At 60.4% G+C, this 12,916-nt stretch carries 18 protein-coding genes; 9 read left to right on the forward strand and 9 right to left on the reverse strand.

Features of this window, described 5'->3' with window-relative positions; all coding sequences use genetic code 11:
- Positions 1-12: 12 nt before the first annotated feature.
- Positions 13-522, reverse strand: a complete 510-nt coding sequence (locus FP2506_RS09945; protein ID WP_007067338.1) for an A24 family peptidase — start codon at positions 520-522, stop codon at positions 13-15.
- A gap of 94 nt (positions 523-616) precedes the next feature.
- On the reverse strand, positions 617-784 hold the full coding sequence (locus FP2506_RS09950; RefSeq protein WP_040489715.1) for a Flp family type IVb pilin: 168 nt from the start codon (positions 782-784) through the stop codon (positions 617-619).
- A 235-nt stretch (positions 785-1,019) separates the two neighbouring features.
- On the opposite strand from FP2506_RS09950, the gene FP2506_RS09955 reads away from it, so the two are divergent.
- From FP2506_RS09955 to FP2506_RS09970, 4 genes are all read left to right on the forward strand, one after another.
- Entirely contained in the window at positions 1,020-1,490 is a 471-nt protein-coding gene (locus tag FP2506_RS09955; RefSeq protein WP_007067340.1) for a pilus assembly protein N-terminal domain-containing protein, read from the forward strand.
- Between the two features lie 77 nt (positions 1,491-1,567).
- Complete coding sequence (locus FP2506_RS09960) at positions 1,568-2,764, forward strand: phosphopentomutase (protein WP_040489716.1); 1,197 nt, start codon at positions 1,568-1,570, stop codon at positions 2,762-2,764.
- Positions 2,765-2,814: 50 nt separating this feature from the next.
- Positions 2,815-3,444 carry a uracil phosphoribosyltransferase gene (gene upp, locus FP2506_RS09965; protein ID WP_007067342.1) on the forward strand — a complete coding sequence of 210 codons (630 nt, stop codon included), beginning with the start codon at positions 2,815-2,817 and terminating at the stop codon, positions 3,442-3,444.
- 141 nt (positions 3,445-3,585) lie between these two features.
- Positions 3,586-4,137 (forward strand): retropepsin-like aspartic protease family protein, encoded by a 552-nt coding sequence (locus FP2506_RS09970; RefSeq protein ID WP_007067343.1) that lies wholly within the window; start codon positions 3,586-3,588, stop codon positions 4,135-4,137.
- On the opposite strand, the gene FP2506_RS09975 is transcribed toward FP2506_RS09970, so the two are convergent.
- Complete coding sequence (locus FP2506_RS09975; protein WP_187289039.1) at positions 4,121-4,594, reverse strand: cytidine deaminase; 474 nt, start codon at positions 4,592-4,594, stop codon at positions 4,121-4,123. The genes FP2506_RS09970 and FP2506_RS09975 overlap by 17 nt on opposite strands.
- A gap of 130 nt (positions 4,595-4,724) precedes the next feature.
- Here FP2506_RS09975 and FP2506_RS09980 point away from each other — a divergent pair, with 130 nt between their 5' ends.
- Positions 4,725-4,943: a SlyX family protein gene (locus tag FP2506_RS09980; RefSeq protein WP_007067345.1), complete on the forward strand. Its 219-nt coding sequence runs from the start codon at positions 4,725-4,727 to the stop codon at positions 4,941-4,943.
- Between the two features lie 6 nt (positions 4,944-4,949).
- Here FP2506_RS09980 and FP2506_RS09985 read toward each other — a convergent pair whose 3' ends face one another.
- A complete protein-coding gene (locus FP2506_RS09985) occupies positions 4,950-5,459 on the reverse strand; it encodes an ankyrin repeat domain-containing protein (protein ID WP_007067346.1) in 510 nt (169 codons plus the stop codon).
- 50 nt (positions 5,460-5,509) lie between these two features.
- Positions 5,510-6,520, reverse strand: coding sequence for a DUF2125 domain-containing protein (locus tag FP2506_RS09990; RefSeq protein ID WP_007067347.1), 1,011 nt, complete (start codon positions 6,518-6,520; stop codon positions 5,510-5,512).
- 53 nt (positions 6,521-6,573) lie between these two features.
- On the opposite strand from FP2506_RS09990, the gene FP2506_RS09995 reads away from it, so the two are divergent.
- The gene (locus FP2506_RS09995) at positions 6,574-7,113 is read left to right on the forward strand and encodes a gamma-glutamylcyclotransferase (RefSeq protein ID WP_007067348.1); all 540 of its coding nucleotides are present in this window, start codon (positions 6,574-6,576) and stop codon (positions 7,111-7,113) included.
- A gap of 6 nt (positions 7,114-7,119) precedes the next feature.
- Here the strand turns inward: FP2506_RS09995 and FP2506_RS10000 are convergent, their stop codons facing one another.
- From FP2506_RS10000 to ftsE, 4 genes are all read right to left on the reverse strand, one after another.
- Entirely contained in the window at positions 7,120-7,917 is a 798-nt protein-coding gene (locus FP2506_RS10000) for a lysophospholipid acyltransferase family protein (protein ID WP_007067349.1), read from the reverse strand.
- A 220-nt stretch (positions 7,918-8,137) separates the two neighbouring features.
- On the reverse strand, positions 8,138-8,842 hold the full coding sequence (locus tag FP2506_RS10005; RefSeq protein WP_007067350.1) for a YdcF family protein: 705 nt from the start codon (positions 8,840-8,842) through the stop codon (positions 8,138-8,140).
- Positions 8,843-8,962: 120 nt separating this feature from the next.
- A complete protein-coding gene (locus FP2506_RS10010) occupies positions 8,963-9,961 on the reverse strand; it encodes a cell division protein FtsX (protein WP_007067351.1) in 999 nt (332 codons plus the stop codon).
- Positions 9,945-10,604: a cell division ATP-binding protein FtsE gene (gene ftsE / locus FP2506_RS10015; RefSeq protein ID WP_007067352.1), complete on the reverse strand. Its 660-nt coding sequence runs from the start codon at positions 10,602-10,604 to the stop codon at positions 9,945-9,947. The genes FP2506_RS10010 and ftsE overlap by 17 nt, the downstream gene beginning before the upstream one ends.
- Before the next feature lie 217 nt (positions 10,605-10,821).
- On the opposite strand from ftsE, the gene FP2506_RS10020 reads away from it, so the two are divergent.
- From FP2506_RS10020 to FP2506_RS10030, 3 genes are all read left to right on the forward strand, one after another.
- Entirely contained in the window at positions 10,822-11,574 is a 753-nt protein-coding gene (locus tag FP2506_RS10020; protein WP_007067353.1) for a hypothetical protein, read from the forward strand.
- Entirely contained in the window at positions 11,574-12,119 is a 546-nt protein-coding gene (gene hpt, locus FP2506_RS10025) for a hypoxanthine phosphoribosyltransferase (RefSeq protein ID WP_007067354.1), read from the forward strand. The genes FP2506_RS10020 and hpt overlap by 1 nt, the downstream gene beginning before the upstream one ends.
- A gap of 323 nt (positions 12,120-12,442) precedes the next feature.
- Positions 12,443-12,844, forward strand: coding sequence for a response regulator (locus FP2506_RS10030; RefSeq protein WP_007067355.1), 402 nt, complete (start codon positions 12,443-12,445; stop codon positions 12,842-12,844).
- Positions 12,845-12,916: the final 72 nt, after the last annotated feature.

Consider the following 12,916-nt stretch of genomic DNA (forward strand, 5'->3'; position numbering starts at 1 on the left):
GCAAGGTCACTTTTAAGGGAATGGGATACCGATCGCAGCCGTGAGGTAGACGCTGTCGGCGTACGAGTACAATCCAGCAATTCCTAACGCGACGCCGTAGGGTACTCCCGTGTTCTGCGAGAGAAGCCGGTCTGCGAAAACATAGCCGGTTATCGGCACGGCCATGTTGCGGGCATAGATGATGCCGATGGCCATCAGTCCGCCGAGACCGGTCGCAACAAGCAGATAGGGGAGAGCGCCGGCCGGCCCTATCCAGAAGGCGGTAGCGGCGAGAAGCTTGGCGTCTCCCCCACCGACGAGGCCAAAGGCGAACATTGCGAAGCCGAGCAGAAAAGCGGCGAGCCCGAAACCAAGATGGATCGCAATATCTGAAGTCGACATGTTGGAGAGAAGAGCCGCGACGGGAAATGCCAAAGCAAGCAAAAGACAAAGACGATTGGGTATTGTCATCGTCATGATGTCCGAGACCGCTGCGAAAATCATGCAGAGAGGAAAGACAGTTGTCAGAAACAGATACGACACAGCTTACTTCCGATCTTCCAAGCTCCTGGAACGCATGCGTTGAGGGAGCGCGGTGCGCTCCCTCATAGTCTTTCTAAGACGCGGTCGCGCTCGATCAGCCTGCGACTTCGTCAGAAATCTTGGTGAAACCGGCAACCATGTTGGAGCCCAGGGTTCCGAGGATCGTGATAAGTCCGACTGCGATCATACCAGCGATCAGAGCGTATTCGATCGCGGTGGCACCCGACTCATTCTTCAGAAAGCGAGCGAAAGTCTTGGACATGATATTCTCCTTTGTCTTCATTCGACAGCACGTCCGTCGATTTTGTTGACATCGATCGGATGGCTCGAACCTAGGCAAGGCATGTTTCGATCGAATTAAAGTTTGTCCTTACCCAATCGTGATGTTGGTGATCGCTCTGAATGGTTAATTGACCAATAACATCGCTTTTACTTCAAATTCATCATGCTCTGAGAAGGTCAACAACATCCGAATACGTCAAGCAGTTGGAACGCCGATGTGCCGCCATATCCTCCGAGCCGGTCTTCTCGGGACCCTTGCGATCCTCGTCGGTTCGACCCCGGCCGTTGCGGAAGCGAAGAAAGACATGATCGCAATCGCCGTTGATCATGCTCGGATCCTGCAGATTGACCGAGGCGCCGGCACAGTCATCATCGGCAATCCCGCGATCGTGGATATCGAAGTGTTGAGCGAGGAGCGACTGGTCCTTACGGGGAAGAGCTACGGGATTACGAACGTCATCATACTTGATCGGGACAATTCCGTCCTCATGGACGAACAGGTCGCAGTGCAAACCTTCGAGGAAAGCACTGTGCGGGTCTACCGACAAGCGAACCGTCAGACCTATGCCTGCGCTCCCAAATGTGAGCCGACCGTGACGATCGGCGACAACCAAGACGTCTTCGACCTGTCGAGTACGCAGTATCAAACGCGTCGCGCCATCGCAGAGACGGCCGCCAGACCTTGAGGTAGCGGCGTCAAGGCTTGCCACCCGCATTTGAGCGATATCTCCACACGGACACGCCTTTAAATGGGATGCGTCCATTGCCGAGAGCCGTCCTCATCGTCCTCGACTCCGTCGGCATTGGCGGTGCGCCAGACGCCGCCGAATTCGGCGACGAGGGTTCCGATACCCTGGGATCGGTCATCAAGGCGGCCCGGGCGGGTAACGCGGATCGCGCCGGACTTCGGTCCGGGCCGCTGCATCTGCCACATCTGGCCCGTATCGGGCTGTTTCACGCCGCAGGCCATCGCTACGATGCAGATGAGCCGGAAGCCCTCTACGGCTGCGCAAGCGAAATATCTCGTGGCAAGGACACGCCCTCCGGCCACTGGGAGATCGCGGGAGTGCCGGTGCCCTTCGAATGGGGCACGTTTCCCGATACCGAACCCTCATTGCCGCGATCGCTCGTGCGCCAAATCATGGACGATACGCATATTCCCGGGATTCTCGGCGACAAACGTGCTTCCGGAACGGAGATCCTGATCGAACTTGGCGAAGAAAGCGTGCGGACGGGGAAGCCGATCCTCTATACGTCGAGCGACAGCGTACTTCAGATCGCGGCACATGAGGACCATTTCGGTCTCGCGCGGCTGATGGGCCTTTGTGAAGTCGCACGCAAACATTGCAACCCGCTTAATATCGCACGCGTCATCGCCCGGCCGTTTCGCGGGGAGCATGCTGCCGATCTCAAGCGCACTGCCAATCGCCGCGACTTTTCGGTGCCGCCACCCGGCGAGACTGTTCTCGACACGGCTCGGGCGGCCGGACGAACGGTCTTCGGCATCGGCAAGATCGCCGACATTTTCGCCCATCGCGGCGTCGACGTCTCCTTGAAAGCCGACGGCAATATGGCCCTTGTGGATGCGACGCTTGAAGCCATCGGGCGGGCCGATGACGGTGATCTCGTCGTCTCCAACCTCGTCGATTTCGACATGGTCTATGGCCATCGCCGCGACATCGCCGGCTACGCGGCAGCGCTCGAAGCTTTCGATCGACGTGTTCCGGAGATCGAGAGCGCCTTACGGTGGGGCGATTTATGCATCGTTACCGCCGATCATGGCTGCGATCCGGCATTTCGAGGAACGGACCACACGCGGGAACGGGTGCCGATCCTCGGTTTCGGTCCGGGCATCGAGCCGCGCGATATCGGCACGCGAGAGACGTTCGCAGATATCGGAGCAAGTATCGCGGCCCATCTCGGGCTGAAAGCCGGGCGCTATGGAACTTCATTTCTTTGACGAATGAGCTGTATCTGCGGGCAAAAGGAAACGCAGCGGAAGGAGCAGGCATGGACGGCGTCATCATCATCGATCACCCTCTCGTCCAGCACAAGCTGACGATCATGCGGAAGAAGGAAACCTCCACAGCAGGCTTCCGACGCCTCCTGCGAGAAATTTCAACACTCCTCTGCTACGAGGTGACACGCAATCTCGAGATGACGAGCGAGCGTATCGAGACCCCACTCACGACGATGGATGCGCCGGTGCTGGAGGGGAAGAAGCTGGTCTTCGCCTCGATTCTGAGGGCTGGAAACGGGCTGCTCGAGGGCATGCTCGACCTCGTTCCCGCAGCGCGTGTCGCCCACGTCGGACTCTACCGTGACGAGACAACGCTTGAACCGGTCGAGTACTATTTCAAGGCACCGGAGCAGTTGGGAAACCGGCTGGTGATCGTCGTTGACCCGATGCTCGCAACTGCGAACTCAGCAATTCTGGCCGTCGAACGGCTCAAGCAACAGGGTGCCTCGAACATCCGTTTCCTCTGCCTGCTCGCAGCGCCGGAAGGTGTACAGAACTTCCGTAGCGCTCATCCCGATGTGCCAGTCTATACCGCCGCCATCGACAGTCACCTCAACGACCTCGGCTATATTGTTCCGGGTTTAGGGGACGCGGGCGATCGGATGTACGGGACAAAATAGGCACGATCGAGCCGCCCGCGTTCTTGAATGCTTTACCCTTTTCCTACACTTCCCGGGGCAAAGGCCTGACGTTTCGAACTTCGAAAGCGAAGCGCGGCAAAATCAGCGCTTCTGGTTCAGCGTTCCTCGAGGCGCCCGTTGATGATGTCCCGCGCGATCTTTCTCCTGTCCATCTGTTCCTTGGCTGGGCTTGCAGCTCCGTCCGTTCTCGAATCTTATCTTGTCGATCGGCATACCGGTCCCGAACGGCTCGATCCGTCCTCGCCGGTTCTTGAAGCGATCGCGCGCCCTGCCCCGTCGAGAGCACCGAACACCGGCTTCGGCCGAAACGTCGTTCTGGATGCAGATCAGTCTGGGCACTTCCGCACCGATGCGCGGTTGAACGGCATGCGAAACACGGTGTTGATCGATACGGGTGCGACCAAAGTTGCAATCGACGAGAAGACGGCCCGGCAGATCGGCATCTATCCAAAGCCAGAAGCTTGGACCATTCCGGTACAGACCGCGAACGGCATGGCCCACGCTGCGACGGCTCGAATCGACCGAATTGAGATCGGAAATATTGTAGTGCGAGACGTCGATGCGCTGGTCCTGCAAGAGGGCACGCTCGGCGTAACACTTCTCGGCATGAGCTTTCTGTCCGAGCTGGACCGCTATTCGGTACGCGACGGGCGGCTCACGATGGAGCGTTAGGCAGGGACATCAGGCCCTGGGCCAGGTCGTCAGTGGAAAAGACAAGTGGCAGAAGTTCACCCATGGTGACGGTGTTCACGACACCGCTATCGACATTGCATAGATGAATCTTCGTATCAGCGTCTGCAAATTCCGCGATGCGCTGGCGGCATCCTCCACAGGGGGTGCAGCCATTCAGATTTGCGGCGACCACCGCGAGTTCGGCAATGTGTCCGCCTCCGTCCATGACGAGATGGCCTATAGCGGTGGTTTCGGCGCACCAGCCTTCTGGAAAGCTCACCGATTCGACGTTGCAGCCGGCGTAGATCCGACCGTCCGCTGTCCGCAACGCCGCGCCCACCGGGAAGCGCGAATAGGGCGCATACGCCTTGCGCATGGCAAGTTTGGCCTTGGCGAAGAGATCGTCGGCCATGTCTCGTTCTCGCTCGTCTTTCGAGTGGGGCACGTCTGGGACCATTGGATACGCCTTCGTCGCGTTTGTCGACCGTCTGGTAGCAACGCTCGGCGCTCGACAGCTTGCCATGGACAAGCAGACCGCTTTTCTTCAATTCTTAGAATGGTAATCAAAAGCGAATGAAGCGAGTACGATGGCCGAAACCGATTCATCCGTTGGCAGTCGTCTGGAGGATCTGGAAGTCCTGACCAGCCATCAGTCTAATACCATCGAAGAACTGTCAGAGGAGTTGGCGAAGGCCTTCGCCGCAATCAGGCACCTGCAGCTCAAGGTCGAGCAACTGACGGACCGGATCGGCGCGGTCGAAGACAGCGGCGGAAAAGCGGAGGCGACAAAACCGCCGCATTACTGAGCCCTTCTAAGCCCTTTGCTCAAGAAAGCGCGTGGCATCGCTCGCGCCCATCATCTTCGCGGCAGCCAAGGGCGTCACACCGTCCGCGTTTGCAGCATAGAGATCGGCACCGTGCCGCTCGAGCATTTTGAGCATCGCGACACGATCGAACATGGCGGCGATCATCGCCGGAGCCTTGCCTGACGGGCCCCCATCGTTGACGTCTGCACCATGGGCGATCAGGAGTTCGGCAATGCGCTCCTCACCCTTGAAGGCCGCGCCGGCCAGCGGCGTCTGGCCCCGATCGTTGGCGATACTGGGGTCAGCACCCGCCTCGAGCAACGCCTGCGTCGCGCCTTCGTGGCCATGATAGCTCGCCAGCATAAGAAGCGTGTCGCCCTTGTCGTTGCGTAGGTCGACTGGGAGGCCCTGCTCGAGCAACGGACGCAGGGTGTCCGCATCGTCGCGCGCGGCCTGGAAGACCTTCGCGGCGAATTCGAGGGTTGCCTGATCGGGTTCGGATTGGGTGCTGTGCATGCCCGTACTCCTGACATTTGGATTCGGCGCAGTTCCTGCGAATGCGGAGGTCATTCAAGCGGCGGAATCTGACCGAGAGGAATGACGCCCGCCGTCAGCTGTCCGTCGTCGGCGGTCACCCGGATCGTCGTCCGGCCGTTCTCCGTCGTCCCCACATAGGGGATGACTGATGCGACGGTGTTGGCGATCGATGCCGCTTCCGGCGCGATCGAGCCGACGATCGAGGCCAGCCGTTCGGGAGACGTCACGGCAAGATCGAAGGTTCCCGACAAAAGCCCGTCGGCAGAAAAGGCGAAGTCGCCGGAGACATCCGCGCCGGTCGGGTCACCGTGGAAGGTCAGGACGAGGGAGCGCAGGGTTCCGCTCCGATCGGCGAAGAGTTCACGGGCCGAAAGGCCGGACGCGCCGCCCGACAACCAGTCTGCAGCTCCTTGAACCGTAAGGTCCGTCGACAGGTCGAAATTGGGAACGCCACTCAGCTGCGGCAGGTCGATCTTCGCCGATCGCTGGACGCCGGCGATATCGAGATCGTCCTCCCGGCGTCGGGCATGCAACTCGCCGCCGCTCGCATTGAAGATCGATCGATCGCCGATCGCGACCCGCGGCGCGTCCGTCGCGATAGAGATGCGGTCGAGCCCCTCGGTCCAGAAGCTCGTGCTCGCCTGCGCAAGGTTCCAGCCGATATCAACCGGCGGGCCGTCGGCCGTCTCGATCCGCACTGGCGCATCGAGCTCACTGACGACGAGGTTCGGTTGATAAATCTGGGCGGCGCTGCGGAACGAGCCGGCATCCACCGTCACGCCGTTGCGCGGTACATCGAGGGCAAGGTCGTCGCAGACGATGCCGAGACGGAACGGGTAGCCGACGACGTCGCGCCCTAGACAGGAGACGAGGACGCCGTTGCGCTCCGCATCTTCGATCGCCCGGCTCGTGATCTCGTCGAGCTGGGAGGCTGCGTAGAACCAGAACCCGGTCAGGATCGCGAAGAGGACGACGACGATCGCGACGATCCAAACGTAGGCTCGGCGGATGCGGCGTGGTTCCGAGGTTGACGAAGACACCGAGACTCCCCTTTGAAAGACAGACGGATTGGCGAGAGGCATAGCGAACACGAATGGGCGGAAATAAGGACTTCTGGGTTTTCGGCTACGGCTCTCTGATCTGGAATCCGGGTTTCGACTATGAGGAGAGGTCTGTCGCGCGCCTCGCAGGGTTCCACCGTTCGCTCTGCGTCCGCAGCCATGTCCATCGCGGTACGCCCGAACAGCCGGGCCTCGTCTTCGGTCTCGATCGAGGGGGGTCCTGCGTCGGCATGGCTTACAGGGTCACCGGCCAGAAGCGCGAAGCAGTCATGACCTATCTGCGGGGGCGCGAATTGGTCACACACGTCTATCTGGAGAAGTCGGTGTCGATCCGGCTCGCTGAAGGCTCCGGCGCACGTGCCGTCACCTATGTGGTCGATCGCGGCCACACTCAGTATGCCGGCAAGATTTCCGCCGAAGACGCGGCACGTATCGTGATGCGGTCACATGGTCGCTCTGGTGCGAATGTCGAATATGTCACGAACGCTCTTCACGAGATCCATCGAATGGGTTTGAAGGACCGGTGGCTCGAAAGCGTGGTCACTCGCCTGCACCAGCGCCATCACGGCTGATATAGTTCATTCTCCGGCGCTCTCCGCCGTAAGCGCGCCTTCCAGCTTTCGGCGCCCCTGCTCGGTGCGCGGCTTCAATCCGTCGCGATGGTAGGTTTCTGCGAGGAGTTCACCGGCCCTTTGCTCGATCGATCCGCGGAGGCGATTGAAGAAATCGATGCGCGACAGGCCCGGATGGATCGGTTCGAGAAATTCGGCGTGGGCGGTTCCCGGCCAGCGGCGCACGTCGTGCCGTGGCCAATAGAGGCCGGAGTTGAGCGCGACCGGCACGACCGGAAGATCGAGTGTCTCGTAGAGCCGGTAGATTCCCTGGCGATAGTCCGGCGCCGAGCCGGGCTCGCTACGGGTGCCTTCGGGAAAAATCACGATCTGACGGCCCTCGGCGGCGGCAGCCTTGGCGTTCTCCAGCATGGAAGCAATCGCGCCGCCGCGTTTCTGGCGATCGACCGGGATCATGCCCATGAGCCTCGCATACTGGCCAAAGATCGGAATGCGCATAAGCTCCTTCTTGAGGATGAAGGACGGGCGATCGAGATGCGGGACCAGCGCGATGATGTCCCAAAAGGATTGATGTTTGGAGGCAATGATCGACTGGCCATCCGGAATGTTCTCGATGCCGGAGATCTCCGAACGCGTGCCGGCGAAGATCTTCAAAATCCAGAGGCTCGAGCGGCACCAACTGTTGATGATCCGCCAGTTGGTTGCTTCGGATACGAAAAACATCAACGGCAGGGCCGCCAAGAGGCGGACGACGAAATTCAGGTAAAAGGCAATCTGAAATAGGACCGAACGCACGATCAGCATGAAGGGGTCTCTCTGGGCGGTTCTATCGTGAGCGTGAGGCGGCCAATTCGCGACCAGTGAGGCGCGCGGACCGGGCGCCGGATTGATCGAACGTCGAACTCGACACTCGAAAGCTCATCCAAGGGCTTAGGTCAACCGCAAAGCACTGTGGAAGGCGACCCAGCCGAGCTGGAAGCATAGAACGGTGGAGCGGCACTCAAAGAGACGAGCATGGCTCAGTTCAAGCTGCAGGTTCCGCATTGGCGGATGAAACCATCGGATCGACTTCAACGATGGCGGCACGCACCCGCGCAGCCATGAGTTTGGCATATTCCATGACGAGTACTTCGAGCCCGCGCCGAGTGGGGATCGTATCGTCCTGCCAGAGCTCGTCCAGACGCACCGCTACCGGCGTGATACGATCGAGATCGCCAACCCGGTCGAATTCGATCAGGGACCGTTGCATGTGATAGTCGCTCGTGACGAGGATCAGTTCGTCGAAGCCGTTCTCGGCTGCCCAGCGAACGGCTTCCATCGCGTTGCCTACCGTATCGAGCGCTGCGACGTCGATATCGACGCAGCATTCGAAGAGATCGAGATCGGTGTTGGTCGCCCGGGCGATAGCGCGCGCGCTTGTGTTCTCGTTTACGCCGCTGATGAGCAGCCGTTTGCCGTAGCCGTTCTTGAGGAGCGATATCGCGCGTTCTATACGGTTTGCACCCCCGGTAAGAACGACGATGGCATCGGCGGGAGGCACGTTCTCGAGGCGCGATACGGCTGCCGTCGTTTCAGCGTAGCGGAGAAAGCTGCCGACGATGAAGCCTCCTGCGACCAGCACGACGAGGCATAGGATGGCGAACCGTCTCTTTCGGCCACGACGCAGCATCTGAGCCCAGTTCGCCCGCTCCGAGATATCACCGGCGCCTCCGTCGTCTCCGCCTCTCATGAATGCCCCGTCGACATCGTGTCTCAAATCTCCGTCCGATCCACGTTACTGACTGCGTCACCGTAAAGCCGCAGGCTGATGCCGGACCTGCGTTTGGGGATAGCTAATAGAATATAGGGCTCAGTTTTCCACAGGCGATAGCATATCGATCAGAGAAAGCTGTTTCAGGACGGTGAAACGCGACGTGAAGGCTGTCAGGAACCCGACAAAAAAGATCAATACGCCGACGCCGAGATAGCCCACCCAGCCGATCGCGAACGAGCCGAAGAGGGCCGAGATCTGATCCGCCTCGGGGCGCGCTTGGTTGCTGGCGGTCCAAAGTCCCATACCCCAGAAGAGACCGATCGCACAGCCGCCGCCGGCCATTGCGCCCACAAGGCCAATTCGAAGAAAATGGCGCTGAAACTGTTCGGCGATGAATTCCGAACGAGCACCAACGAAATGAAGCACCTCGACGATCTGCCTATTCCCCGCCATCGCACCGCGCGTAGCGAAAACCACTGTCAGCGCGGTAGCGACAAGGACAAGGACGAGAACGCCCGAGCCGGTGAGGATCATCGCGTTCGCCATGGCGACGAGGCGTGACACCCAGGCCCGATGATCGTCGAGTTCGGCTTGAGGCACTGCCGCCTGCAACTCCGTTCGAAGGGCATCGAAATTCGGGGGATCGTCACCATCAATCGAGATCACGACGAGACGCGGGACGGGAAGCTCGGTAAGTTCGAGTTCGGCACCGAGCCAAGGTTCCAGCAGCCGCGAGGTTGCAGCGTCGGTCAGCCTGGTAGCGGCTGCGACGCCGGACGTGCGGCGCGCCACCTCTTCGACCGATGCGAGAGCTGCGTCCATATCGAGACCTTCGCGCGGGATGATCTGCACGGTGATTTCGCGCGAGATATCGTTTTGCCATTCGGCGGCGGTCTCAGAGACGAGGGTTACGGCGCCGACCGTGAGGCTCGCGAGAAAGGTCATGATCGCGACGGTGATGACCAGTGCTCGCCCCGAGACGCTCGACGAGGGCACGATGGGCGCCTGACGTTCGGTCTTGCGGCGTTCGAGGAGATCGCGAGCTCGCGCGAATGCCGGCTGCAGGAAAGCGGAATAGTCAGTCGTGGATTGCAAGCCTTCCCTCCCCCAGCATGAGGCGACGCGCACCGATCTGATCCATGAGGCCGAAATCATGGGTGGCGATCACGACTGCGGTGCCCGTCCGATTCAGTTCCAGGAAGAGGCGCAGGAGGCGACGCGCCATGGGTGGATCGACATTGCCGGTGGGCTCATCGGCAAGCAGAATGTCAGGCTGGTCGATGAGCGCACGCGCGATCGCAGCGCGCTGCTTCTCGCCGCCGGACATCGTCACAGGAGAGGCATTCATGCGCGCACCGAGCCCAACCCATTCGATGAGGTCGACGACATCCTGGCGATAGCTCTCTTCGGAACGGCCCCGAACGCGCAACGGCAGCGCGACGTTTTCGAAGGTGGTTAGGTGATCGAGCAAGCGGAAGTCCTGAAAGACGATTCCAATGCGCCTGCGGATCGAGGGCAGATCCCGGCGCGACAGCGTTGCCACGTCGCGCCCAAGCACGCTAATCGACCCACGTGTCGGCCGGAGGGCCAGAAACAGCATGCGCAAGAGGCTCGTCTTTCCAGCACCGGACGGCCCGGTGAGGAACTGGAATGATTGCTTCCGGATCTCGAAGGTGAGATCGCGCAGGATCTCCTCCCCGGCATCGTAGCGCAAACCGACATTGTCGAATCTGATCACGGAACGCCGCTTTCCCTTGTCTTGCCCTACGCCTCGCTCTGGCGAACTTCGCTGTAAAAGCGGCGAAACTCCGACGACTCTCTTTGAGGACGTCGAAGCGACGCGCCACACCGCCTTGGCGCGAGATCGGCCGGGCGAACTATCTTCGCTCGACCCTGCGCGAGCCTCGCACGAGCTTGGAATGGTTACTAAAGACTGTCAAAGTACGGTGGGCAGAATGAGCCGAACCTCGATGAACGAGCATCTCAACAAGACGCGACTAGGACGGCGACGGAGCGGTCGCTCTCGCAGGCCGCTCGTCATCGACGGTCATTCGCGGAGACTCGACGAGTCCTCACCGCGCAATCGTATATTCGGTAGTGGCGGCTTCTGGCATATCGGCGCCTCACACTGGAGTAAATCTCACCACACGCTGCAAGGCGACATCGGACGTCCGACCACTTTTTTTGGTCGCCGGCCCGAACCTGAAGTCGATCTTTTCCGACACGAGGATGGTCGTTCGAGGGTGGAAGAAGACGAGAGCGACACCCCACCGCCCTCTTCCCTGCCGCTGATGATCGCGTGCATCGCTGGCGCGGCGATGGCCGCGCTCTTCATCCTGCCGAATCTTTTCGATCTCGCGAGCGGTTCGGCCGCACGAATTTCGATCAGCGAGAGCGATGCTTCACTCGGCAACGGTATCGGCGTCTCAAATCTCAAAGCCGATCTTTCGGCGCGCGAAGGCACATCCGTGCTGACGCTCACAGGAGAGGTCTCGAACGCCGCAAACGACCAGACGGTGCCGCCGATCGAGATCGTCCTGACGGACGGAGAAGGCGGGCGCATCGTTCGCCGGATCGAGGTGACGCACGATGCTCTCCGCAATGGCGATAGCCTCGGCTTCTCGTCCTCAGTCTTGCTGCCCGATGCGATGAGGGGACGCCTTGAACTCTCGCTGCGTCCTGCCGCTTCGACCGGCGGGCGGCCTTGATGCGGCGGCACGGGCGAACCGTTCTAGAGCTTTTCGCCGAGAAGCAGATCGAAACGGAAGTCGACCGGATCGCGACGGAGATCGCCACCCACTGTTCCGGCGATCCCAGCAATCTGATGCTGGTCGCGGTGCTGAAAGGCGCCTTTGTCTTTACGGCCGATCTGATGCGCGCCCTAAGCCGCAAGGGCGTTGCGCCGGAAGTCGAATTCATTTCGCTGTCGAGTTACGGCGCCGGCACCGTCGGCGGCGAGGTACGACTCTTTCGCGATATCGAACGACCGGTCGACGGCCGAGACGTCGTGCTGGTCGAAGACATTCTGGAGAGCGGTCGCACGGTAGCCCTGGCGCGCAAGCTGATGTGGGAACGCGGCGCGAAATCGGTGCGGCTTGCCGTCCTCCTCGACAAACCCGGACACCGCAAGGTGGAGATCGAAGCAGAACACGTCGGATTCACGTGCCCCGACAAGTTCGTCGTCGGCTATGGTCTGGATGCCGGCTACCGGTTTCGCGAGCTTCCATTCATCGGCTATCTCGTCGAGGAGTAGGACACCTTTCGGCAACGGATCGAACGCCTCTCCACTACCCCTCGATCGAACTGTTTCTCGAAAAATACTCGTGTACTGAGCCGGATCTGAAAAGGCTTCGGAGAAGGGGCCGTTCGCGGGGATCATGGGTCGCGATACAGCTTAAGGTCAGTTTCGCGATGCATTTTCACCATTGAGGCGTCCGCATGGTTCACGAAATGTTGAAAAGAAGCCTGAACGGAACGACGGACTCATTCAGGCCATCATTGATCCCAAGCGTGCGGAGAGAAAAGAAAGTTTCAGCTCCGGTGTGAGTTTGCGGACCGGCATTAAAGGTAGGCACTATGGCGAGCATCTTGATTGCCGAAGACGAACAGGCGGTTCGCCACCTCGTCGCGCGCGCCCTTCGCATGGACGGCCACGACGTCTCTGAAGCCGAAGACGGCGCGGAAGCCCTCGATCTTCTGGACGAGGCAGGTGGGCGGTTCGACCTGATCCTATCCGATATCCGGATGCCGGCGATGACGGGCATCGAGCTCGCCCATGAGGCCGCGCGGAAATGGCCGAAGATCAAGATCCTGCTGATGACCGGCTACGCCGAGCAGAAGGAAGCGGCGACCGAACTCACCGCGATTGTCGAAGACGTTCTCGACAAGCCTTTCGCCATCGGCGAGGTACGCGAGCGAGTAGGTGAAACCTTGGCGGCAGCCGAATCAAAACCGAACGCAGAACGGATCTGCGCCTGAAGCCGGTCGAGAAGCGCGACCTTCACGCTGGACAACATCGAACGAGAGGCCCGGGCCGTCGCCGGCCCGGGC

Origin of the sequence: Fulvimarina pelagi HTCC2506, from assembly GCF_000153705.1 — a bacterium.
GTDB lineage: Bacteria > Pseudomonadota > Alphaproteobacteria > Rhizobiales > Rhizobiaceae > Fulvimarina > Fulvimarina pelagi.

Bases quoted from the DNA above. Each gene is read 5' to 3' on its own strand.
- FP2506_RS09950 (WP_040489715.1), bottom strand. From the start codon at position 784: ATGTCCAAGACTTTCGCTCGCTTTCTGAAGAATGAGTCGGGTGCCACC.
- FP2506_RS09955 (WP_007067340.1), top strand. From the start codon at position 1,020: ATGTGCCGCCATATCCTCCGAGCCGGTCTTCTCGGGACCCTTGCGATC.
- upp (WP_007067342.1), top strand. From the start codon at position 2,815: ATGGACGGCGTCATCATCATCGATCACCCTCTCGTCCAGCACAAGCTG.
- FP2506_RS09970 (WP_007067343.1), top strand. From the start codon at position 3,586: ATGATGTCCCGCGCGATCTTTCTCCTGTCCATCTGTTCCTTGGCTGGG.
- FP2506_RS09975 (WP_187289039.1), bottom strand. From the start codon at position 4,594: ATGGTCCCAGACGTGCCCCACTCGAAAGACGAGCGAGAACGAGACATG.
- FP2506_RS09980 (WP_007067345.1), top strand. From the start codon at position 4,725: ATGGCCGAAACCGATTCATCCGTTGGCAGTCGTCTGGAGGATCTGGAA.
- FP2506_RS09985 (WP_007067346.1), bottom strand. From the start codon at position 5,459: ATGCACAGCACCCAATCCGAACCCGATCAGGCAACCCTCGAATTCGCC.
- FP2506_RS09995 (WP_007067348.1), top strand. From the start codon at position 6,574: ATGGGCGGAAATAAGGACTTCTGGGTTTTCGGCTACGGCTCTCTGATC.
- FP2506_RS10000 (WP_007067349.1), bottom strand. From the start codon at position 7,917: ATGCTGATCGTGCGTTCGGTCCTATTTCAGATTGCCTTTTACCTGAAT.
- FP2506_RS10005 (WP_007067350.1), bottom strand. From the start codon at position 8,842: ATGAGAGGCGGAGACGACGGAGGCGCCGGTGATATCTCGGAGCGGGCG.
- FP2506_RS10020 (WP_007067353.1), top strand. From the start codon at position 10,822: ATGAGCCGAACCTCGATGAACGAGCATCTCAACAAGACGCGACTAGGA.
- hpt (WP_007067354.1), top strand. From the start codon at position 11,574: ATGCGGCGGCACGGGCGAACCGTTCTAGAGCTTTTCGCCGAGAAGCAG.
- FP2506_RS10030 (WP_007067355.1), top strand. From the start codon at position 12,443: ATGGCGAGCATCTTGATTGCCGAAGACGAACAGGCGGTTCGCCACCTC.